This window comes from Nonomuraea sp. NPDC049750 (assembly GCF_040659625.1).
In the GTDB taxonomy this organism is placed as follows: domain Bacteria; phylum Actinomycetota; class Actinomycetes; order Streptosporangiales; family Streptosporangiaceae; genus Nonomuraea.
In genome coordinates this window covers 606,248-627,909 of record NZ_JBFANB010000001.1, presented here as the reverse complement: position 1 = coordinate 627,909, position 21,662 = coordinate 606,248, and the positions used below count along the sequence as shown (strand labels likewise).

At 70.3% G+C, this 21,662-nt stretch carries 19 protein-coding genes; 14 read left to right on the top strand and 5 right to left on the bottom strand.

What is annotated here, in order from left to right; genetic code table 11:
* Positions 1-142: 142 nt before the first annotated feature.
* From sigK to AB0J16_RS02935, 7 genes are all read left to right on the top strand, one after another.
* Complete coding sequence (gene sigK / locus AB0J16_RS02965) at positions 143-670, top strand: ECF RNA polymerase sigma factor SigK (RefSeq protein ID WP_357938417.1); 528 nt, start codon at positions 143-145, stop codon at positions 668-670.
* Positions 667-1,491 (top strand): anti-sigma factor, encoded by an 825-nt coding sequence (locus AB0J16_RS02960; protein ID WP_358534017.1) that lies wholly within the window; start codon positions 667-669, stop codon positions 1,489-1,491. Before sigK ends, AB0J16_RS02960 begins: the two co-directional genes overlap by 4 nt.
* A 235-nt stretch (positions 1,492-1,726) precedes the next feature.
* Complete coding sequence (locus tag AB0J16_RS02955; RefSeq protein WP_358534014.1) at positions 1,727-2,248, top strand: DUF305 domain-containing protein; 522 nt, start codon at positions 1,727-1,729, stop codon at positions 2,246-2,248.
* Between the two features lie 2 nt (positions 2,249-2,250).
* Complete coding sequence (locus AB0J16_RS02950) at positions 2,251-2,829, top strand: MFS transporter (RefSeq protein ID WP_358534011.1); 579 nt, start codon at positions 2,251-2,253, stop codon at positions 2,827-2,829.
* Positions 2,830-2,896: 67 nt separating this feature from the next.
* Positions 2,897-3,631, top strand: a complete 735-nt coding sequence (locus AB0J16_RS02945; protein WP_358534008.1) for a YcnI family protein — start codon at positions 2,897-2,899, stop codon at positions 3,629-3,631.
* A 110-nt stretch (positions 3,632-3,741) separates the two neighbouring features.
* Positions 3,742-4,839 carry a serine hydrolase domain-containing protein gene (locus AB0J16_RS02940; protein WP_358534005.1) on the top strand — a complete coding sequence of 366 codons (1,098 nt, stop codon included), beginning with the start codon at positions 3,742-3,744 and terminating at the stop codon, positions 4,837-4,839.
* A 7-nt stretch (positions 4,840-4,846) separates the two neighbouring features.
* Entirely contained in the window at positions 4,847-7,081 is a 2,235-nt protein-coding gene (locus AB0J16_RS02935; protein ID WP_358534002.1) for a polysaccharide lyase 8 family protein, read from the top strand.
* A 12-nt stretch (positions 7,082-7,093) separates the two neighbouring features.
* On the opposite strand, the gene asnB is transcribed toward AB0J16_RS02935, so the two are convergent.
* Both asnB and AB0J16_RS02925 read right to left on the bottom strand, forming a co-directional pair.
* Positions 7,094-8,908, bottom strand: a complete 1,815-nt coding sequence (gene asnB / locus AB0J16_RS02930; RefSeq protein ID WP_358533999.1) for an asparagine synthase (glutamine-hydrolyzing) — start codon at positions 8,906-8,908, stop codon at positions 7,094-7,096.
* 155 nt (positions 8,909-9,063) lie between these two features.
* Positions 9,064-9,432 carry a hypothetical protein gene (locus tag AB0J16_RS02925; protein WP_357938432.1) on the bottom strand — a complete coding sequence of 123 codons (369 nt, stop codon included), beginning with the start codon at positions 9,430-9,432 and terminating at the stop codon, positions 9,064-9,066.
* Between the two features lie 81 nt (positions 9,433-9,513).
* Between AB0J16_RS02925 and AB0J16_RS02920 the strand changes: the two genes are divergently transcribed.
* Entirely contained in the window at positions 9,514-11,649 is a 2,136-nt protein-coding gene (locus tag AB0J16_RS02920) for a tetratricopeptide repeat protein (RefSeq protein ID WP_358533996.1), read from the top strand.
* Here AB0J16_RS02920 and AB0J16_RS02915 read toward each other — a convergent pair.
* On the bottom strand, positions 11,646-13,202 hold the full coding sequence (locus AB0J16_RS02915; protein ID WP_358533993.1) for a hypothetical protein: 1,557 nt from the start codon (positions 13,200-13,202) through the stop codon (positions 11,646-11,648). The genes AB0J16_RS02920 and AB0J16_RS02915 overlap by 4 nt on opposite strands.
* Before the next feature lie 586 nt (positions 13,203-13,788).
* On the opposite strand from AB0J16_RS02915, the gene AB0J16_RS02910 reads away from it, so the two are divergent.
* On the top strand, positions 13,789-14,112 hold the full coding sequence (locus tag AB0J16_RS02910) for a hypothetical protein (protein ID WP_358533990.1): 324 nt from the start codon (positions 13,789-13,791) through the stop codon (positions 14,110-14,112).
* 144 nt (positions 14,113-14,256) lie between these two features.
* On the opposite strand, the gene AB0J16_RS02905 is transcribed toward AB0J16_RS02910, so the two are convergent.
* Positions 14,257-14,874 carry a TetR/AcrR family transcriptional regulator gene (locus AB0J16_RS02905; RefSeq protein WP_358533987.1) on the bottom strand — a complete coding sequence of 206 codons (618 nt, stop codon included), beginning with the start codon at positions 14,872-14,874 and terminating at the stop codon, positions 14,257-14,259.
* Between the two features lie 159 nt (positions 14,875-15,033).
* On the opposite strand from AB0J16_RS02905, the gene AB0J16_RS02900 reads away from it, so the two are divergent.
* Together AB0J16_RS02900 and AB0J16_RS02895 are read left to right on the top strand one after the other, a co-directional pair.
* Positions 15,034-16,008, top strand: a complete 975-nt coding sequence (locus AB0J16_RS02900) for a Gfo/Idh/MocA family oxidoreductase (RefSeq protein ID WP_358533984.1) — start codon at positions 15,034-15,036, stop codon at positions 16,006-16,008.
* 105 nt (positions 16,009-16,113) lie between these two features.
* Positions 16,114-17,076 (top strand): sulfotransferase, encoded by a 963-nt coding sequence (locus AB0J16_RS02895; RefSeq protein WP_358533981.1) that lies wholly within the window; start codon positions 16,114-16,116, stop codon positions 17,074-17,076.
* Positions 17,077-17,096: 20 nt separating this feature from the next.
* On the opposite strand, the gene AB0J16_RS02890 is transcribed toward AB0J16_RS02895, so the two are convergent.
* Positions 17,097-18,002, bottom strand: a complete 906-nt coding sequence (locus AB0J16_RS02890) for a hypothetical protein (protein ID WP_358533978.1) — start codon at positions 18,000-18,002, stop codon at positions 17,097-17,099.
* 282 nt (positions 18,003-18,284) lie between these two features.
* Between AB0J16_RS02890 and AB0J16_RS02885 the strand changes: the two genes are divergently transcribed.
* Genes AB0J16_RS02885 through AB0J16_RS02875 form a run of 3 tightly spaced genes read left to right on the top strand, consistent with a single transcriptional unit; the run spans position 18,285 to position 21,662 of the window.
* Entirely contained in the window at positions 18,285-19,325 is a 1,041-nt protein-coding gene (locus AB0J16_RS02885) for a hydrogenase expression protein HypE (RefSeq protein WP_358533975.1), read from the top strand.
* Between the two features lie 18 nt (positions 19,326-19,343).
* The gene (locus AB0J16_RS02880; protein WP_358533972.1) at positions 19,344-21,137 is read left to right on the top strand and encodes a nickel-dependent hydrogenase large subunit; all 1,794 of its coding nucleotides are present in this window, start codon (positions 19,344-19,346) and stop codon (positions 21,135-21,137) included.
* Positions 21,138-21,146: 9 nt separating this feature from the next.
* The gene (locus AB0J16_RS02875; RefSeq protein ID WP_358533969.1) at positions 21,147-21,662 is read left to right on the top strand and encodes a NifU family protein; all 516 of its coding nucleotides are present in this window, start codon (positions 21,147-21,149) and stop codon (positions 21,660-21,662) included.

The window sequence follows — 21,662 nt, the reverse complement described above, 5'->3', positions numbered from 1 at the left end:
TTTTGACGCCCGGCGCGCGTCGCCGGGCCGCGGCGAGACGGGGCGTACCTCGGGCCGTGGCGAGACAGGACGTGCCTCGGGTCGCGTCGAAACGCGACGTGAGCCGGGCTGGGGAGGTGAGCGGGTCCCCGGGGTCGAGGAGTTGCTGGAGGACGTCGCGCGGGGGGACAGGGCGGCGTTCGAGCGGCTGTACGAGGTCGTGGCGCCGCGCGTGTTCGGGCTCGTGCTGCGGGTGCTCCGGGACCGGGCCCAGAGCGAGGAGGTGGCTCAGGAGGTCCTGGTGGAGGTGTGGCGCAACGCCGCGCGCTTCCAGTCGGGCCGGGGCTCGGGGATGGCCTGGGTGCTGACGATCGCGCATCGCCGGGCGATCGACCGGGTCCGTTCGGCTCAGGCGAGCATGGATCGCGAGGAGCGGGCCGCCCGGATGGACGTGCACCGGCCCTTCGACGAGGTCGCCGAATCCGTTGAGACCCGGCTCGAACGCGAGCGCCTGCGCCGCTGCCTGCAGGGCCTGACCGCGTTGCAGCGCGAGTCGGTCACCATCGCCTATTACGGCGGATATTCCTATCGTGAGGTCGCTGAGCTGGTGAAAGTCCCGCTCGCGACGGTGAAGACCAGGATGCGCGACGGGCTGATCCGGCTGCGCGACTGCCTGGGGGTGGAGCGATGAGAGGCATGACCGGCGGGCCCGATCCGCACACGCTGGTCGGCGCGTACGCGCTGGACGCCGTCGACGACGAGCTGGAGCGGCGTCACTTCGAGGACCATCTGACCGGGTGCGCCGAGTGCGCGCTGGAGGTCGCCGCGTTCGCCGAGACCGCGGCCCGGCTGGGTTCCGCCGTGGCCGTCGAGCCGCCGCCCGGCCTCAAGGAGCGGGTATTCGCCCAGATCGACCAGGTCCGGCAGGTCCCGCCGACCGTCGCCGTACCCGCCCAGGAAGACAGCTGGGGGACACCGCGGCGCTCCGAGCATGGAGCTGGGCGTCGCCCCCAGGGGCGGTCCCGGCGGCCTCGGCCGTGGCTGCGGTGGCGGCCGCTGGTGGCGGGCGTGGGCGTCGCGGCCTGCCTGGCGGCGGCCGTCGTGTTCGGTGTCGGCACCTTGCAGGCCCGTGACGAGCTGGACCAGGTACGTCGGATGAACCAGGAGGTCGCCGCGGTGCTGACCGCGCCGGACTCCCGCATCGCCACGGCCGCGGCCAAGCAGGGCGGTCGCGGCACGGTGGTCGTGTCACGCTCGCGGGGCAAGATGGTGTTCCTGGCCGCCGGGCTGGCCGATCTGCCGGAAGGCCAGGTCTATCAGCTCTGGCAGCTGGCCCCTGGGCGGATCAGGTCGGCCGGGCTGCTCAGCGCCGACGCCGCCGGCCGCACGCAGCCGGTGATCGCCGCGCCGGGACCCGGGGTGGCCAAGCTCGGCGTCACCGTCGAACCGGCCGGCGGCTCCGCCCAGCCGACCACCCGGCCGTTGTTCCTGGTGAACCTGCCCGCCACCTGACCCCCGACACCGCGCGGCACGGTCACCGCGCGGTGCCCACTACCTGACGATCGCCACCCGTCCACCGTCGCCCATCCATCCGGAGGTCGGCTGCGAATACCTGGTACGGCAGCGCCGGCGAGCGCGTCACTCCAGGCCATCTCGTGAGTGACGCGCCGACCGGCCTGTTGTTGAACTGTTATCCGGCGCACCGCGTATCTCCACGTGACCCATCCCCACACCCCCAAGGGGAAGCATGCGTTGGACCACGATCGTCGGCGCCCTGCTCTGCGCGACACTGGCCGGTGGGTGTGCCGCGTCGGCGGCGGGAGCGCCCGCCGCCATGGCCGCCTACGACCAGCAGGACGTCACCTTCAGCCAGGAGATGATCACTCATCACCGGCAGACCATCCAGCTGGCCGAGCTGGTCGCGAAGCGCACGGACACGCCGTACGTACGCGAACTGAGCCAGAAGCTGGAGACCAACGAGAAGGCCGACATCGAGAAGATGTCGTCGTGGCTGAAGTCCTGGCAGGTGGCCGTACCGGCCGAGGACGCCAAGGGCGTCGCCGACCAGGTCGCCCAGCTGACGCCGAAGTCCGGTAAGGCCTTCGACAAGCTCTGGCTGTCGCTGATCTCGCAGCACCTCGACCACGGCGTCATGATGGCCACGTCCGCCCAGAGCGGCGGGAAGCACGGTCCCACGATCGAGATGGCGACCCGGCTCGTCTCCGAGCAGACCGCCCAGATCGCGGAGATCAAGGAGCACCAGGCCTGATCGTGACCCGTACACAGGACTCGCGGCGGCAGGTGGGCGCGACGCGCGCCAGGCTGCCGATGCGTCTTGCGCGGTCGGCCTCGTTCACGGTCGTCTGCGTGGCCCTGTCCGCCATCGGGCACTGGCTGGCGGGCGGCAACGCCCCAGGGCCGGGCATGGTCGCGGGCGCGGGCGCCGTCGTGCTGGTCGCGGCCACCGCGATGGCCGGCCGGGAGCGATCCCAGCCGCTGATCGTCGGGCTGCTCGGCACGGCGCAGGTGGGCCTGCACGTGCTGTTCGCCTCGACGGGCGAGTCCCCGCACCTGACCGGTGTTCATGGCCAGAGCACCTGGCCCGGTATGTTCCTGTGTCACGCCGTCGCCACGCTGCTGACCGCGTGGTGGCTGGCCGGCGGTGAGGCCGCCCTCTGGTCGTTGCTGCGCCGGCTCGCCTCGCGCGCCGTACGGATCCTCACGCCTGTCGCCGGCCCTCTCTGGCCGCCCGCCGCCCCCGTGGCCGCGGATCTCGTTCTCGACCGGCCGCGCGAGCGCATGTTGCGGTACGCGGTCGTACGGCGCGGCCCACCACTTCGTTCTGCCTGACCCCCCAACGACGCGAGCAGTCGAGCGCGTCGTGTCCGGCATTTCCGAAAACGAAGTGGAGACTCCCATGATTTACCGCCGAATCGGCACAGTAGCCGCGGCAGCCCTGGCCCTCACGGTGGGCCTCGCGATCCCCGCCCTCGCCCATGTCACGATCAACCCCGGGACCGCGGAGAAGGGCGGCTGGACCAAGCTCGCCTTCCGGGTGCCCAACGAGCGTGACGATGCCTCGACCACCAAACTCGTCGTCACCTTCCCCACCGACCACCCCCTGCCCTTCGTCTCGGTCAAGCCGGTGCCCGGCTGGAAGGCCGAGATGACCGAGGGCAAGCTACCCGAGCCCGTGGTCGCCGACGACGGGGACAAGGTCACCGAATCCGTCCTGAAGGTCACGTGGACCGGCGGCAAGATCGAGCCGGGACAGTTCCAGGAGTTCGAGGTGTCGGTCGGGCCCCTGCCCAAGGACGTGGACGAGATCGCCTTCCCGACCGAGCAGACCTACACCGGCGGCGAGGTCGTCAAGTGGGCGGACGCGCCCAAGAGCGACGGCAAGGAGGCGGAGCACCCGCTGCCCACGCTCAAACTGGTGGCGGCGGCGTCCGGCGGGGAACACGCCGGGATGGCCATGACCACGGCGGCTCCGCCCGCCGCGCAGCAGACGGTATCCGTGATGAAGCAGTCCGCCTCGTCGCCAGCGTCCGACGGCACCGCCCGGGTCATGGGCGTGGCGGGCATCATCGTCGGGCTCCTGGGCGGCGGCCTGGGTCTGGTGAGCCTCAGGCGGCGCGCCCCGGCCGCCTGACAGCCGCTCGCCGGCCGCCTGACAAGCCGTTGTCGCCCTTCCCGATGAGTTTCCGGCCGCTAGCCTGTCTACACCCGCGACAGCGAGAGCAGCAGGGGAGGGGCGCGGTGATGAGCGACATCCAGCAGCAGGTCCAGCGGGCCATCGACCGGATGGTCGAGTCCGGGGCGGAGCGTGGCGTGCAGGTGGCCGTCTACCTGCACGGCGAGCAGCTGGTGGACGCGGTCGCCGGAGTGGCCGATCCGGCGACCGGACGGCAGGTGACGCCGGGCACCGTGTTCTACAACTATTCGATCGGGAAGGCGGCGACCGCGACGGTGGCACACGTGCTCGCCGAGCGCGGCGCCTTCTCGTACGACACGCGCGTGGCCGAGCTGTGGCCGGAGTTCGCCGCGCACGGGAAGGGCACGGTGACCGTCCGGCACGTGCTGACCCACGCGGCCGGTGTGCCGGGCCTGCCCGCGGACACCACGGTGGCGGACCTGTGCGACTGGGACAAGATGTGCGCGGCGCTCGCCGACGCCGAGCCGTGGTGGGAGCCGGGCACCGCGGTCGGTTATCACGGCTACACCTTCGGCTACCTCATCGGTGAGATCGTTCGCCGGGCGACCGGCAAGCCCATCTCGCAGGTGCTGCGGGAGGAGGTCACCGGGCCGCTGGGCGTGGCCGACGAGCTCTACTTCGGCATGCCGGCCGCCGAGCACGGCCGCCTGGCCGTGCTGGAGGACCAGGAGGGCGCCGCGGACATGATGGCGGGGATGCCGGCGGACTCGCCGATGTTCAGGGCGGGCCCGCCGGCCACGTTCCCCTCAGCCGCTCTGGGCAACCGGGCCGACATTCTGGCGGCCGACATCCCGGCGGGTGGCAAGACCTCGGCCCGCGCCATCGCGCGCGTGTACGCCGCGCTCATGGGCGACGTCCCCGGTGTGCGGCTGATCTCTCCGGAGCGGCTGCGCGAGGTCACGGCTGTCACGGCCGAGGGCGTCGACCAGGTCTTCGGTAATCATTCCTCGTGGGGGCTGGGGTTCTCCATCGGCCTGCCGGGGGTTGAAGAGCCGGTCATGAGCGCGTTCGGGATGGGCGGTGCGGGCGGGAGCTTCGCGTACGGGGACACAGCCGGCGGCCTCGCGTTCGCGGTGACCAAGAACCGGCTGACCGCCGACTTCTCCGCCGCCACCCAGCTCATCCAGATCGTCTCGGGCCACTGATCCCTGCGTGAACGAGTACTCCAGGCGGTTGTTCCTGCGGCTCGGCGGTGCCGCCGTGGCCGGTGGGCTGGTCCCCGCCGCGCGGGGATCAGCCGACCCGGCGGACTTCGCCCTCCTGCGCCGCCGGTGGCGCGACGTGACGGCGGGCGCGGGGTTCGACGCGACCGCGGAGCCGTACCGGACCAGGCTCTTACTACTGGGCAGCACGGCGGCCGGCTACCGGGACACCATGGCGCCGACCGGCACGTCGCTCTGGCCCGGCCTGGCATTTCCGTCCTTCGTCCAGACCCCGGTGCGGCTGCAGGCCATGGCCCGCGCGTACGCCTTACCCGGGACCGGCCTGACCGGCGACGCGAGCCTGGCCGCGGCCGTCGCCACCGGCCTCGACCACTACCGGCGGCAGGTGTACGCGGCGGGCGCCCGCCCGGTCGGCAACTGGTGGCCCTGGCAGATCGGCACCCCGAAGCGGCTCCTCGACGTGGCCCTGCTGATCGGCCCGCACCTGACGGACCAGCAGAGCCGGGCGCTGAGCGAGGCCGTGGACCACTTCGTGCCCGAATGGCGCCTGGAGGACTACAGCGGCAACAGCACCGGAGCCAACCGGGTCGACCTGTGCACGGTGACGCTGCTGCGGGCCATCCTCAGATCCGACGCGGACAAGGCCGCGCTGGCCGTCTCGGCGCTGGACCCGATCTTCCCGTACGTCACCGAGGGCGACGGCTTCTACCGGGACGGCTCGTTCATCCAGCACACCACCATCCCCTACCAGGGCGGATACGGAATGGTGATGCTGTCCGGCCTCGCGACGCTGTTCGCGGTGCTGCGCGGCACTCCGTGGGAGCTCGCCGCCCCGAATCTCTTCGACATGGTCGAGCGGTCATTCGCGCCGTTCGTCCATGACGGCTTCTGCATGGACCTGGTCAGCGGGCGGGGGATCGGCCGGGATCCGTACGGCGACCACAGGAGGGGGCGGCTGATCGCCTCGGCGATCCTGCTGCTCGGGGACTCGGCGCCCGTCGCGACCCGGACCCGCTGGCAGGGCATGGTCAAGGGCTGGGCGGTACGTGACACGGTCCAGCCGATGCTCGAAGAGGCCGACCTCGGGTTCCACGCCCGCCTGGCCGCGATCCTGGACGACGAGACGATCCCCGCCGCGCCGGAACCGGCTGGGCACAGGCTGCTGCCGATGAGCGCCCGCGCCGTCCACCGGGGGCCGGGCTGGTGCGCGGGGCTCAGCATGGCCTCCTACCGGATCGGCCACTACGAGCACGGCAACGGCGAGAACCTACGCGGCTGGCACACCGGCTCGGGAATGCTCTACTGGTGGGCCAAGGGCCACGGCGACCAGTACTCCGACTCCTTCTGGGCCACCGTCGACCCCTACCGGCTGCCGGGCACGACCGTCTCCACCAAGCGGCTGGCCGACGGCGCCGGCGCGGCGTGGGGTGACACCTGCCCGCCGGGCCGCTGGGTGGGCGGCGCCACCGACGGCAGGTACGCGACGGTCGGCCAGCACCTGAACGGCCTCCAGAGCACGATGGAGGCGTTCAAGTCGTGGTTCTTCCTCGACGACGCCGTGATCTGCCTGGGAGCCGGGATCACCGGGCGGGACGGTGTGCCGGTCGAGACCATCGTGGACAACCGCCGGACCGGCGCGCTCCTCACCCTCGACCAGAAGGCGGGCTGGGCGCACCTGGCGGGCCACGGCGGCTACGTCTTCCACGGCCTCCTGCGCACGCTGCGCGACAACCGCGCCGCCGGCTCGGTGACCCGGAGCTATGTGACCCTCTGGCTCGACCACGGGACAGACCCGGACGCGGCCGGTTACTTCTACGTGCTCCTCCCGGGCGCGACCCCGGCGCGGACCCGCGCCCGCGCCACCGACCCGACCTGGTTACGCGTCCTGGCCAACACCGCGCGCCAGCAGGGGGTCCAGGTGCCGTCGCTCGGCCTGACCGCCGTCAACTTCTGGAACGCCGGAGCGGTCGGCGGCCTGACCGCCTCCGCTCCGTGCGCGGTCCTCGTCAAGGAGCGCGGCGACGGCACGGCCACGCTGACCGTGTCGGATCCCCGGCGCGACCTGAGCGAGCTGACCGTGACCTGGGACCGGCCGGTGACCCGGGTGCTGCGCGCCCATCCGCTCCTGGTGAGCGCCACGACGGGCGCGCGGCTCACCCTCCGCTGGGGGCGGCTGTCGGACCGGGGCGGCAGCTCGAAGACGATCACCGTACGGCTGGGCTAGAGGCGAGCCGGGCTACAGGTCAAGGCGGACGCCGTAGGACTCGAGCCAGACGTTCAGGTCCAGGGCCAGCTCCAGGCTCATCCTCGACATCGTCGTGGTCGTCTTGCCGACCGGGGCCACGGTGAGCTCCCTGACGCCCGCCGCGTCGAGCAGCGGCAGGACCGGCGCCTTCCCGGCGCGGACGAGGTCGCTCAACGTGTCGCGGAGCGCCTGCTCGTAGGCGACGTCCTGGGTCGCCGGGTAAGGGCTCTTGACCCGCCGCAGGATCGACTCGGGCACCAGGTCGCCGGCGGCGGCGCGGAGCAGGCTCTTCTCCCGGCCGTCGAAGGTCTTCATCGCCCACGGCGTGTTGAAGACGTACTCGACCAGCCGGTGGTCGCAGAACGGCACGCGGACCTCCAGGCCGACCGCCATGCTCAACCGGTCCTTGCGGTCCAGCAGGACCGGCAGGAACCGGGTCAGGTGCAGGTAGCAGACCTCCCGCATCCGCCGTTCGAGGGCGTTCTGACCAGGAAGGTACGGCACCTCGGCCAGCGCGCTCCGGTAAGTGTCGGCGGTGTACGACGGCAGGTCGAGCCGGTCGAACAGCGCCTTGTCGAGCAGATCGGCCGGATCGTGGTCACGCATGACCATCGCGAGCCACGGGAAGGTGTCGGCCTCGACCGCCTGTGGCAGGTGGAACCACGCGTAGCCACCGAACAGCTCATCGGCCGACTCTCCGGACAGGGCCACGGTGGAGTGCTCGCGGATCGCCCTGAACAGCATGTACAGGGAGCCGTTCATGTCACCGAGGAAGTTCGGGATGTCGAAGGCACGCACCACCGACGAGCGCAGGCGCGGGTCGGTCAGCTCCGCGGTGTCGAGCATGATGTCGGTGTGGTCGGATTCGACGTAGCGCGCGAGCTCCTGTACGAACGGCGCGTCCGGATCACCGCGCAGCTCGTCGGGCTGGAACTGCTCGGCGTATCCGGCGAAGTCCACGGCGAAGGACCGGATCTGCCCGTGCTTTCGGGCCATCGCGGTGATCGTGCTGGAGTCCAGGCCGCCCGACAGCAGGCTGCACAAGGGCACGTCCGAGATGAGCTGGCGGCCCACGATGTCCTCGAGCAGGGCGCGAATCGTGCTGACGGTGACGTCGAGGTCGTCGGTGTGCTCGCGCGGCTCCAGTGCCCAGTAGCGGCGGATGGCCGGCCCTTCCCGGCGTACCCGCAGCAGGTGGCCGGGGCGCAGCTCGCGCATGCCCTTGAAGACGGCCCGCTCCGGGCTCCTGCCCAAGGTGAGCAGCTCGCGCAGGCCGTCGGTGTCCACCACCGGCTCGACCAGCGGGTTGGCGAGGATCGCCTTCGGCTCGGAGCCGAACAGTACGCCGTCGCGCAGCGGGTAATAGTAGAGCGGTTTGACGCCCAGGCGGTCGCGCACCAGCAGGAGCTCCTGGGCGTGGTCGTCCCAGATGGCGAAGGCGTACATGCCGTTGAGCCGGTCGGCGACGCCCGCGCCCCATTCGAGATAGCCGTGGAGCACGACCTCGGTGTCGCTCCTGGTGCGGAAGCGGTGCCCCTTGGCCGCCAGTTCGGCCCGCAGCTCGACGAAGTTGTAGATCTCCCCGCTGTAGGTGATGACGACCGGGCCCTCGGCCGTCATGGGCATGTGGCCGCCCTCGACGTCGATGACCGCGAGCCGCCGGTTGCCGAGTATGGCGTGCGGTGACAGCCACAGGCCCCGATCGTCCGGGCCGCGGCAGCTCATGGTCTCGGTCATGGCCTGGGCGGTGCCGTGTTCACTGGCCAGGTCGCGGCTGAAGTCCACCCATCCGGCGATTCCGCACATGCGAGAGTCCTCCCAAGGGTTTGGGGGTGTCGTCATATCGGGATACGTGCAACGTATCCGCGCGTAGGCGGTTGGTCTATGGACGGGAACGGAAGGACTCGTACAAATCAGGCACTTAACCGCTGGAATGGCGGTATCGGGCGGACCTTTCAGCCTTAACTGGATTTGCCGAAATTGATCGACCCGAAAATGTCACCCGCTTGGAGCACTGGGCCGGTGATCCGGGCGTCGCCGCTGATCGTGTTGGACACGTCGTGCTTGGTCTGGACGAGCCGGGCCGTCTCCGTGGTCCACGACGTGAGGTTCTGTCCGAATTCAGCGTCTTCCTGGGCGCGTTCGACCAGGCTTTTGGCGGTTTCCTCCGGGGTCTGCGCTGTTTCGATGGCGGCCACGGCGTCGTCGCCGAAACGTCGGCGTACGAGGCCCGTCAAAGAGGTCCAGGCATTCTTGCCGGCTTCGCCCGCGGCGCCGCCGACTATTGCGGAGATGACCGCCGCCAGCGCGGGAATGACGCTCGGATCCATCGCAGCTCTTTTCGTCAGGACGTTCTTTCAGACTAGCGCTCCGCTTGCCACGATCCAGTGCGGCCGGAACACTACTGAACCGTGGCTGGGCCGGAGAGCGCTGGGCAGGCGAACGACGCTGATATACGCAACGAGGTGTCCGGACAGGTGTCCGGCGGGGTGGTGCAGGCCAGGGACATAGGGTCCGTGACCATAGGCGCCACGCCTCCGCCGCCCGTACGGATCCCCCGGCAGCTGCCCGCCGCGCCACCCGGCTTCGTCAACCGGACCACGGAGCTGGCGCTGCTCGACTGCCTGCTTCTCCTTGAGGAGGGGCCCGCGATCGCGGTGGTCAGCGGCCTCAAGGGAGTCGGCAAGAGCGCGGTCAGCCGCCGCTGGGCGCACCAGGTCCACGAGCGGTTCAGTGACGGCCAGCTGTACGCCGACTTCGGCGCGCTGCGGCACCGGGGCGGCACCGAGGTCAGCGACGTCCTCGGCGGGTTCCTGCGCGCGTTCGGCGTCCACGAGGAGTGGATCCCGGCGGAGCTGCCGGAACGGGCGGCCATGTTCCGCTCCATGACGGCCGACCTGCGGCTGCTCGTGCTGCTGGACGACGCCGAGCACGCCGCCGAGGTGACGCCGCTGTTCCCCGCCTCCGCCGCGAGCGCGGTCGTCGTGACCAGCCACCACCAGCTCGGCGAGCTGCTGGTCGCGGGGGCGCGGCCGGTCAGGGTCGCGCCGCTCCAGGACGAGGAGGGGGTACGACTCCTCTCGGGCATGCTCGGCGAGGACCGGGTCGCCGCCGAGCGGGAGCGGGTGAGCGAGCTCGTACGGCTGTGCGGCGGCCTGCCGATCGCCCTGCGGGTGGCCGGGGCGCGGCTGGTCCAACGGCCTACGTGGACGGTCGACCGGCTGGTCGGCGAGCTGCGGGACGCCGAACGACGGCTGGACCACCTGATGACGGAGGGCAGAGCGATCGTCGAAGCGGTTTTCGACTCCGCGTACACCGGGCTGCCGGAGCAGGCGGCCCGGCTCTACCGCCTGCTGGGCACGCTGCCCGGCCCCGGCTTCTCGGCCGGGGTGGCGCGGGCCGTCCTGGAGAGCGAGCCAGACCACGCGCTGGACCTGCTGCTCGACGCGAGTCTCGTCGAAGAGCTCGACGACGACACCTACCGCTTCCATGACCTGGTCCGGCTGCACGCGGCCCGGTGCGCGCGGCGCGAGGACCCGCCCGAGGCGCGGGAAGCCGCGCTGCGGCGAGTGGCGGAGTGGTACCTGGGGCAGGTGGCCGCCGCCGACGCCGCCATGGGTCCCCGGCTGCGCCTGGCCGACCATCGGGAGCGGTTGTCGGCCGTCGGCCTGCCGTTCGCCACGCCCGGCGCGGCCCTCGACTGGCTGGAGAAGGAGCGCCCCAACGTGCTCGCGCTGCTGCGCGCGGTTGCGGCGGGTGAATGGGACGAGCTGGTCTGGCAGCTGGCCGAGGCCCTGTGGCCGCTCTATCACGAGCGCAAGCACTACGCGGACTGGATCGAGACCAACCGGCTGGGCGTGGCCGCGGCGCTGCGTGTCGGCGACCGCGCCGTGGAGGCCAGGATGCGGAATCAGGTGGCCCGCGCCCACCTGGAGCTCGGCGAGACCGACCAGGCCCAGGCCGAGCTGGTCCACGCGCATCAGGCGGCCCGCGAGGCGGATGACCCGAGGATGGAGGCGGTCGTCCTGGAGTCGCTCGGCCAGGCCGCCCTGGCCCAAGCGGCCGCCCTCGAGCCGCTCGGTCAGGCCCGGGAGCTGATGGAGGATGCCGCCGCCCACTTCGCCGCCGCGCTGGCCATCCACGAGGGGCTGGGCAACACCCGGGGGATCGGCCTGCAGAGCTACCATCTCGGCCTGGTCCACAGCCGCGCTGGTCGGCACGAAGCGGCGATCGCCGCCTTCGATCCGGCCTTGGCTCTCATGATCTCGGCTGGTGACGAGCTCAGCCAGGGGAAGATCCACCTCGTTCTGGGTGCGGCCCACCGCGAGCTCGGCCACTCCGCGCAGGCGCTGCACTCGGCGCGGATCGCCGCGGACATCATGCGCGAGCGCCGCATTCCGACCAAGCAGACGCGTGCCCTGGAGCTGCTGGCCGACCTCGATCACAGGGACGCCGAGGTCTATCTGCGGCAGGCCATCGCGGTCTGCCTCGCCTCCGGCAACCTGCCCAAGGCCGAGGAACTCCGCGCCCGCCTGGGCGGCGGTTAAGCGAGGTCGATGGCCGCTTCCCGGTCGCCGACCCGGACAGTGGTCAAGGGGCCGTCGCCGTTGACCAGCCAGCCGTACACCGCGGACGGCAGGCACCGGGGGTCGAGGTCGCCGCGCGCTCCGGCGGATGCGGTGACGTCGAGCCGCCGCCCGTCTCGTAGCGCCAGGCGGACCCGCCGCGCACCGGCCACCTCGGCCGCCATGAGACAGCCGGGGTAGCGCCGCAGGGTCTCCGCCGCCCAGCCGTCGGCCGGGTCGCCTCGGACGATGATGGCCGCGGTCTCCAGCCGCCGCCGGTCCGGCTCCTCGGCGTCCACGACGAGATGCGGATCTCGTACGCGGTCTCCCTCGCCGGTCACAAGGTCCGCGCCGGTCACGGGGAAGCGGCGCAGGGACACGGTGCCGTCCTGGACCTCGGCTTCGACCAGGAACGAGAGCACCTCGCCACGCTCCCCCAAGGGATCGGGCAGCGCGGTGGCGGCGGGCTCGGGTCCGGGTTCGAGGTCCATCAGCCGGTACGCGACGTGCCGTAACAACGTGCCCGCCCGGCCGGACTCGCCCAGCGTCCGCTCGGTGATCTCGTCATAGGCACCCGGCCGGTACGTCTCCATGATCCGCTCGATCTGCCCCAGCAGATCCCGCCGCGGGTCGAGGCGGGGCAGCGCCCGGGACAGCGCGGCCGTGGGGGAGGCCGGATCGAGCTCCTCGGCCTCGCGACCGGACGAGGCCAGAAGGGTCGGGCGGCCCAGCGCGGCGCCATAGAAGGTGACCGACCCGTGATCGCCCACGACCACGTCCGCCGCCAGGAGCGCCGCCTGCCAGCCCTGCCGGGGAGGGAGCAGCACCAGGCCGGTGTCGAGGGCGTCCCCCAGCCACAGCCGGACCTGCAGACCGCCGTGGCCGTACCAGACGTTCGGATGCGCGGCCAGGACCACCTGATACTCGTCCACCGGCAGCTCGGCCGTCAGGCGCGCGACCAGGTCGTCGTTGGCGCCGAGCAGGGAGTGTTCGCCCCAGGTGGAGCTGATCAGCACCAGCTTGCGGTCACCGGTGCTGAGGGCGCGCCGGTAGCGGTCGCGCCGCGCGGCGTTCGCCAGGATCCGGTCGAAGCACGGATCGCCGGTCACCACGGCCAGAGGCACCGCCTCCGGGCATTCGCCCGCCAACCGGGTCAGCTGCTCGTGGTGCGGCAGGGCGATGGCCGCCGGTACGAGCCGGCCGTCGTGCACCAGCTGGCGCCGGGCGAGACCCGAGACGCCGCCCGCGGACGGGAGCAGCCGGTTGTGCCCGGCGCCGTGCGGGACCAGCAGCAGCGGGGCCCTCAGCCGGTGCAGGTCGCCGTTGGCGCTGGCGGAGACGGCCAGGTCGAACGGCGTGTCCACGGCCTGCGCCCAGGAGACGACACGTGCCTCGACGTCCCGCAGATAGTCGCCGATCCCGTCGTCGAACGCCGAACCCGCGGCGACGGTGAACAGCACCTGGACACGAGGGTCCGAACGGAACAGCGGCAGCACGTCCAGCAGCCGGCTCGCCGAGGTGACCGTACGCGCCACCGCGAGGATGTTCCGGCTGGTGCCGACCGTGCGCCAACGACGAGACCCGGAGCCGATCGGTACACGAAGCCAACCCTCGCCGCTCACCACCACTCCGACCGGCCCGATTCCGCAGTAAAAGCCCACCATATGCCGCGAACCCGTCGTACATGGTACGCGGACGCCCACTCCCCGGGAGGTCCCGTCGATGCGGTGGCGCGGGCGGCCGGTCTGGGAGAACCGCTCGTGGGCGAGCGCCAGGCAATCACCTTTTCCGTCATTTACCATTTTCCTGGTGTGTCGTTGAAGAGCCAGGGGAAGCGCCGACCGCCTCTCCAGTGAAGACGATGAATTCCCGGCGCGATGCTTTGAGGTGCCTCCCCGCACGCAATGCCGAATTTCCCGACATATCTGGCGCATTCGTATTATGTAGAGGCATGTTGTGAAATGAGGTTTTGCCTGTCGCCGGGAGACCGGACCGCTCGCCGCGATTATGGTGGGATATGTTCATGCCGTATCGGCGTATCCCGGGGAAACCGAATCCGGCGCTCTCATCCGATCCCCATCATCATCGGGGGAACGATCGTCATTCAGGGAGTGATCTCTGGTGCTCAAGCGTCTGCTTCTCAGCGCCGCCCTGGCGGCGTCCACCGTCATCGTCACCGGAACGGCCACCACGCAGGCCGCCAGCGCCGCGAGCGCCTGCCCGCCCACCGCCCAGCTCGTGGGCACGCCGCAGAGTGTGGCCAAGAAGTGCAAGTGGAAGTGGGACAGCCACCACAACTGGTGCAAGTACTGCTGGAGCCACGGCCACTGGTCCAAGCAGTGGTGCAAGAGCGGCGGCGGCGGTGGCGGCATGGGCGGTCACGGTCACGGCCATTGGTGGGATCACCACCACGACAACGGTTGGTGGGATCACAACAACCACTGACCCACCGGCACCGACCCACGCACAACGGTCGCTCCGCGCGGCATCATCGCGCGGAGCGATCCCCCATGTAAGGCGCATTCTTCGGCGCGCTTGGTGGTGATTCCGGAATCTCGCGTCGGCCGGAACCAGGCCCCTGATGGGGAGTCAGGAAGTCGTGCTCGGGGGCGACAAGCCGAGCATCCGGGTGGTGATCCGGTGCAGGTGGGTGCGGAAGCGGTCCACGCTCCTTTGGCCTTCGGAGAAGCTGGAAAGAGGCGTGCTCATCGTGGCGTAGCGCACGAAAATGATGACGGACCAGGCGATCGCTCGCACACAGAGCTCCACGTCGGCCTCGGAGTCCATGAGGCCCGCCTCGGCGGCGCTGTTGAACTTGCTGTAGACCGCATGGACCAACGGCTCGTTGTAGATCTGCTCCAGGTTCTGCAGATCGGCTGCGTCGCCCAGCCAGCGGTGCATCAGCAGCGCGGAGATGTCGGGGTTGTCGAGGCAGAAGTTCAGGTAGTCGTCGACCAGGGCGTGGACACTCGCCGCCAGCTGCGGCGCTCCCGACTCGTCCAAACGTGCGAGTGCGTGCTCCAACAGGGTCTTCTGCGCGGTGTACCCGCGCCCCATCACCGCCAGATAGAGCTCCCGCTTCGAACCGGCGAGTTCCATGACGGTATCGATGTCCAGGTCGGCGGCCTCGGCGATCTGCCCCATCGTCGTCGCGTCGTATCCGAGGGCCGCGAACAACCGCGTCGCGGCCGAGATGATCCTTTCCACGCCGCTCCTTTCCTGAACGCCCTGTGTCCTGAACGTCCTGTGTCCTGAACGAACGCGCCTCGCTCCTCCACGCGCGAGGTAACCCCGTCCACTCCAACAGATCGGCTGTCAAGCCCGGGCAAAGCGACACACGGCCCGCCGGTCTGGCATCATGCGATCATGCGAATCGGGACGCTCGGCGCAGCTCGCATCACCCCCATGGCGCTCGTCAAGCCCGCCCGCGCCGTGCCCGAGGTCGAGGTGGCGGCGGTGGCCGCCCGGGATCGGTCGCGGGCCGGGAAGTTCGCGGCCAAGCACGGCATCCCGCTCGTCCACGACTCCTACGAGCAAGTGATCGCCGACTCCTCCCTGGACGCCATCTACAACCCGCTGCCGAACGCCCTGCACGCCGAGTGGACGCTCAAGGCGATCGAGGCGGGCAAGCACGTGCTCGCCGAGAAGCCGTTCACCTCCAACGCCGCCGAGGCGCGGTCCGTCGCGGACGCCGCCGCGAAGTCCGGCGTGGTGGTCATGGAGGCCTTCCACTACCGGTATCACCCGCTGATGGAACGGGCTCTGGAGATCGTCGCCACCGAACTCGGCGAGGTCCGGCATGTCGAGACATGGATGTGCTTTCCACTCCCCAATTTCTCCGACATCCGCTACTCGCTGGAGCTCGGCGGTGGCGCGCTCATGGACGCGGGCTGCTACGCGGTGCACTGCCTGCGTACGCTCGGGCCGGGCGAGCCCTCGGTCGTGAGCGCGGCGGCCCTGCTGCGATCGCCGGGCGTCGATCGGGCGATGGCCGCCGACCTGCGCTTCCCCACCGGCGCGACCGGGCGGATCCACGCCTCCATGTGGTCGGGAAACCTGCTCAAGATCGCCGCGCGGGTCGACGGCGAACGCGGGTCGCTGCGCATCACGAACTTCATCGCCCCGCAGCTCTTCCACCGGATGACCGTGACCGTCGACGGCCGGCGGCGCCGCGAGCGCGTCGCGGGCGAGGCGACGTACACCTGCCAGCTGCGTGCCTTCGTGGCGGCGGTGGAGCAGGGCACTCCGCCGCTTACCCCGCCGGCGGACTCCGTCGCCAACATGACGGTCATCGACGACATCTATCGCAAGGCGGGACTTCCCCTCCGCGGCATCCAGTAACCGGCCCCGGGTCCTCACACGGTGAGCATCCCCTGTCCGATTGCCTACTTGAACATCCTATATAACTGGTAGGAAATTGGATGTTAAGCGCCGGGATTTGGAGGGATGACCGTGGATATGCCGAACTTCCTGGTCGTAGGGGTCCCGAAGGCGGGAACGACGGCCCTGCACGCCGCTCTCCAGCGGCATCCGCAGCTCTTCCTGCCACAGGTGAAGGAGCCCAAGTACTTCCTCACCGACGGCCCGCCACCGGCCGGGGGCGGGCCCGGCGACGTGGAGACGTACCGAGAGCACGTCTGGCGCCGTACGGACTACGAGGCGCTGTTCGCCGCGGCGCCCGCCGGGACGCTGGCCGGCGAGTGCACGCCCTTCTACCTGTACGACCGGGACGCGCAGCGGCGCATCAAGGCGGCCATCCCGCAGGCCAGGCTCATCGTGATCGTGCGGGACCCGGTCGAGCGCGCCCATTCCAACTGGACCCACCTGTGGTCGGCCGGGCTCGAACCGATCGGCGACGTGGTGCGCGCCTGCGAGGCGGAGGGCAAACGGATCGCGGCCGGGTGGGCGCACTTCTGGCACTACGTGGGACTCGGCAGGTACGGCGAGCAACTGGCCGCCCTGTACGAGCTGTTCCCGCGCGAGCAGGTGCTGCTCTTCCGCTACCGGGACCTCGTCGACCGGCCGGCCGACACGCTCGACCGGATCTGCGGCTTCCTCGGGGTGGAGCGGGGGCTGCTGACCGAGATGCCGAGGGAGAACGTGACGGCGCATCCCGCCGCGAGCCCGCGGCACGCGGTGCTGTCCTCGGTCCGGCGACTCCTGCCCGGCACTCTGGCCGATCCCGTCGAGCAGCTGCTTCAGCGGCGGGCCGCCCCGCGCCGCCCGCTGACCTGGGAGCAGCGGCGGCAGCTCATTCCGTACTTCATCGAGGACATCCGGCTCCTTCAGCGGGTCACCGGCGAGGATTTCAGCGACTGGCTCAGGCCCAGGGAGCGTTCGGGCGGCCTGGTCGGCAGCCGGCCGCCCGGCCAGCGGCAGTCCAGGAACGGGCGCCCGCACCCGTCCTGACGATCAGCGGTCCAAAAAACTCAGCGCAGCTCGGTGCGCAGCTCGTGGGCTCCGTCGGCGCGGGTGTACTCGTAGTACAGCCGGATCCGGCCGTCCGGCAGGTCGACGATGTCGAGGTAACGCAGGCCGCCGCCCGCGTGCGGCGACATGGCCGCCGGGGCGGTCCCCACCGGGGTCAGCTCGCCGGGGTCGGTCCCTATGGCGATCCCGGTGCGCTCCTCGTAGTTCTCGGCCGCGCTGGCCCGGCCGTCGTAGAAGGCCAGCACCCGGTCGCCGTCGAAACGCACCGAGCTGATCCGTACGCCCCGCCCGTCCCACAGCCTCGGCCGCCCGCTCAGCGCCGTGCCGTGCCACGTCCACTCCAGGCCGTCGGCGCTGGTGGCGTAGTCGGTCACCATCCGGTCGGCCTCGTCGGAGTCGGCCAGCGGATGGCAGGAGGCCCACAGGTGCCACTTCCCGTCGCGCCGGACGATCACCGAATCCTTCACGCCGGTCTTGGGGTCGCCGGGCAGGACGGTCTCGCGCGAGCGCGGGTCGAATCCGGCGGGGTCGTCGCTCTCCAGCACCTCCACCCGCCAGTGCTTGGTGCCCGGAGTGGCGCAGCTCAGGTACAGCCGCCAGCGCCCGTCCTCGGTGCGTACCAGGGTGGGCCGTTCCAGGGACTCGGCGGCCATCTCCTCGCGGGTGATCGTCGTCAGGGTCTCGAACCGCTCGCCGTCCACTGAACGGGCCACCACCACCGCGTACCCGCGTCCCTCCCCCACGGGGCGGCGCATCCGGTAGGCGAGGTAGATCAGCCCGTCCGCCGCGACCGCGCTGGGACCCCCCGCCCAGTGCCCTTCGCCCGCGATCGGCGGCGCGATCGCGACGGTCGCGCGGTCAGGGTCGGGGAGCAGGGCAGCGGGAACGTCCGTGGGGTTCGACATGGAGTCGAGGCTAGGCGACGACGTGGAGTGGGACACCGCTGCTCACCGACCCTTTGCATTCCCTTATTCCTACCTAAATAGTATGGATAATACATGCTCCTGGTCCACGCGGGCGCATCATGCGGACCGGGCCCCCGAATGTGCAGGAATCGGTAAGGGAAGTGACCTGGTCGTCCGCATTTCTCCATCGACGTGGTCACTATGTGCATCGAACGCTTACTCGTTGTCATTAGGGGCGATACCTACGGCATTCCCCCAGCTGCCGAGACGAGGGCCGGGTACATGAGCGAAACCACGACGAAAACCGCTGTGGACGAGGTTCACGTGCTGTGGACCTCGGAGGGCATGAGCTGCGACGGCGACACGGTCTCGGTGACGGCGGCCTCCAATCCGAGCCTCGAAGCGGTCCTTCTCGGCCTGGTGCCCGGACTGCCGAAGGTGCGTCTGCACAACAAGGTGCTGGCGGCGGAGACGGGCAAGGACTTCATGGCACCCTTCCACCAGGCCGCGGAGGGCCAGCTACGGCCGTTCGTCTTCGTGGTCGAGGGGTCGATCCCCAACGAGCAGATCAACGGCGACGGTTACTGGACGTCCATGGGGAACGACCCGGTCACCGGACAGCCGATCACCGTCAACCAGTGGATCGACCGGCTCGCGCCGCAGGCGTGGGCGGTGGTCGCGATCGGCACCTGCGCGACGTACGGCGGCATCCACGCCATGGCGGGCAACCCGACGGGCAGCATGGGACTCGGCGACTACCTGGGCCACGACTTCCGCTCGGCGGGCGGGCTGCCCATCATCAACGTGCCGGGCTGCCCGGTGCAGCCCGACAACTTCATGGAGACCCTGACCTGGCTGCTGTACCAGGCCGCGGGGCTGGCTCCCATGATCCCCCTGGACAAGGAGTTGCGACCGACCTGGTTGTTCGGCAAGACGGTGCACGAGGGGTGCGACCGCGCCGGCTACTACGAGCAGGGCGACTTCGCCAAGGACTACAACTCCCCCAAATGCCAGGTCAAGGTCGGCTGCTGGGGGCCGGTGGTCAACTGCAACGTCCCCAAGCGCGGCTGGATGGGCGGGATCGGCGGCTGCCCCAATGTGGGCGGCATCTGCATCGGCTGCACGATGCCCGGCTTCCCGGACAAGTTCATGCCGTTCATGGACCAGCCACCCGGCGCGCTGGTCTCCTCCACCGCCACCGGGGCGTACGGGTCGTTCATCCGCAAGCTGCGCGGCATCACCAACAGGACGGTCAACAAGGAGCCGAAGTGGCGCCACAACCGGCCTGAGCTGACCAGCGGCTACCAACCGGACCACAGCTAGGGGAGAGGGAACGTCGCGGTGACCATCCGATCCAAGGAGGCTCAGGAGACTCGGCAGCTGGTCGAGATGTCCTGGGACCCGATCACCCGCATCATCGGCAACCTGGGGATCTACACGAAGATCGACTTCAACAACAAGGAAGTCGTCGAGTGCAAGAGCACCTCCTCGTTGTTCCGGGGCTACAGCGTGTTCATGCGCGGGAAGGACCCGCGGGACTCGCACTTCATCACCAGCCGCATCTGCGGCATCTGCGGCGACAACCACGCGACCTGCTCGGTCTACGCCCAGAACATGGCCTACGGCGTCAAGACGCCGCCGCTGGGCGAGTGGATCATCAATCTCGGCGAGGCGGCCGAGTACATGTTCGACCACACCCTGTTCCAGGACAATCTGGTCTTCGTCGACTACTGCGAGCAGATCGTCAAGGAGACCAACCCCACCCTGCTGCGCAGGGCGGAGACCACCGAGGCACCGCACGGCGACATCCACGGGTACCGGACGATCGCCGACATCATGCGGGCGTTCAACCCGTTCACCGGCGCGATGTACCGCGAGGCGCTGCAGGTCAGCCGGGTCACCCGGGAGATGTTCTGCCTGATGGAGGGGCGGCACGTACACCCCTCGACGATCTACCCGGGTGGCGTGGGCACGGTGGCGACACCCCAGCTGTTCACCGACTACCTGTCCCGGCTGCTCAGGGTGCTCGACTTCGTGAAGAAGGTCGTCCCGGTCAACGACGACCTGTTCGACTTCTTCTACGAGGCGCTGCCCGGCTACGAGGAGGTCGGCAGGCGGCGGACGATGCTGGGCTGCTGGGGTTCGTTCCAGGACCCGGCCGTGGTCGACTACGACTACCGCAACATGGGCGAGTGGGGCCGGGGCATGTTCGTCACTCCGGGCATCGTCCTGGACGGCGAGCTGCGCACCACGAGCCTGGTGGACATCAACCTCGGCATGCGGATCCTGCTGGGCAGCTCGTTCTACGACGACTGGGTGAACGAGGAGGTCTTCGTCACCCACGACCCGCTGGGCAACCCGGTGGACCGGCGTCATCCGTGGAACCAGACCACACTGCCGAAGCCGCAGAAGCGCGACCTGGCGGGCGGCAACTACAGCTGGGTCATGAGCCCCCGCTGGTACGACGACCGCACGGGCGATCACCTCGCGCTCGACACCGGGGGCGGGGCCCTCGCGCGGCTCTGGACGACGGCGCTGGCCGGCATCGTCGACACCGGAGGCGTCCGGGCGACCGGCAGCAGCGTGGAGATCAACCTGCCCAAGAGCGCGGTCCTGCCGGAGATGCGGTTCGAGTGGAAGATCCCCAAATGGTCAAACACGATCGAGCGCAACCGGGCCCGCATCTACTTCGTCGCCTACTCCGCCGCGATGGCCTTCCACTTCCTGGACCAGGCGATGGCCGAGGTACGCGCCGGCCGGACGCGGGTCTTCGCCGACTTCGACGTGCCCGATGACGCGATCGGCTGCGGGTTCCACGAGGCGGTGCGCGGGGTTCTGTCCCACCACATGGTGATTCGCGACGGCAAGATCGCCAACTACCACCCGTACCCGCCCACACCGTGGAACGCCAGCCCACGGGACGTCTACGGCACTCCCGGTCCGTACGAGGACGCGGTCCAGGGCATGCACATCTTCGAGGAGAACGGCCCGGAGAACTTCAAGGGCATCGACATCATGCGTACGGTCCGCAGCTTCGACCCCTGCCTGCCGTGCGGCGTCCACATGTACCTCGGCGACGGGAAGGTGCTCAAGCAGGTGCACTCCCCGACGCTGGGCACGAGCTTCTCCGGTTAGGGGCGGACGATGTCACTGACCGACCGTGAGGTGGCCGACCGGCTGGCCCGGGTGGACGCCCTGCTGGACGGCGTCGAGTCGCTGCCCGACCCGGAGTCCACCATCGAGGTGCTCCAGGCGCTGCTCGACCTGTACGGCGAGGCGCTCGCCCGGATCGTCGCGATCGGCGGGGAACGGCTCGGGCCGGCGCTCGCGCAGGACGAACTGGTCTCCTACCTGCTGGTGCTGCACGACCTGCACCCGCTGGACGTGTCCGCCCGGGTCGAGAAGGCCGTGAGCGGTGTACGGCCCCGGCTCGGCGGCGCGGCCGTGGAGACGGTGGCCGTGGCGGACGGTGTGGCGAGCGTACGACTCCTGCGCGGTCGCGGCGGCTGCGGCACTGCCGATCGGGCGGCTCTGCTGGAGGAGGCGATCCGCAACGCGGCCCCGGAGCTTGACCGGGTGGAGATCGAGGAGATCGGCCCGCCACCCGTCTTGATCTCCATCGACGCCTTGCGCCGCGACCCCGGCGCGCGGACGTGGTGA

Excerpts from the sequence above, each read along its gene's own strand:
- AB0J16_RS02945 (WP_358534008.1), top strand. The coding sequence starts at position 2,897 with ATGATTTACCGCCGAATCGGCACAGTAGCCGCGGCAGCCCTGGCCCTC.
- AB0J16_RS02895 (WP_358533981.1), top strand. The coding sequence starts at position 16,114 with ATGACCGTGGATATGCCGAACTTCCTGGTCGTAGGGGTCCCGAAGGCG.
- AB0J16_RS02940 (WP_358534005.1), top strand. The coding sequence starts at position 3,742 with ATGAGCGACATCCAGCAGCAGGTCCAGCGGGCCATCGACCGGATGGTC.
- AB0J16_RS02900 (WP_358533984.1), top strand. The coding sequence starts at position 15,034 with ATGCGAATCGGGACGCTCGGCGCAGCTCGCATCACCCCCATGGCGCTC.
- AB0J16_RS02960 (WP_358534017.1), top strand. The coding sequence starts at position 667 with ATGAGAGGCATGACCGGCGGGCCCGATCCGCACACGCTGGTCGGCGCG.
- asnB (WP_358533999.1), bottom strand. The coding sequence starts at position 8,908 with ATGTGCGGAATCGCCGGATGGGTGGACTTCAGCCGCGACCTGGCCAGT.
- AB0J16_RS02955 (WP_358534014.1), top strand. The coding sequence starts at position 1,727 with ATGCGTTGGACCACGATCGTCGGCGCCCTGCTCTGCGCGACACTGGCC.
- AB0J16_RS02925 (WP_357938432.1), bottom strand. The coding sequence starts at position 9,432 with ATGGATCCGAGCGTCATTCCCGCGCTGGCGGCGGTCATCTCCGCAATA.
- AB0J16_RS02875 (WP_358533969.1), top strand. The coding sequence starts at position 21,147 with ATGTCACTGACCGACCGTGAGGTGGCCGACCGGCTGGCCCGGGTGGAC.
- AB0J16_RS02890 (WP_358533978.1), bottom strand. The coding sequence starts at position 18,002 with ATGTCGAACCCCACGGACGTTCCCGCTGCCCTGCTCCCCGACCCTGAC.
- AB0J16_RS02885 (WP_358533975.1), top strand. The coding sequence starts at position 18,285 with ATGAGCGAAACCACGACGAAAACCGCTGTGGACGAGGTTCACGTGCTG.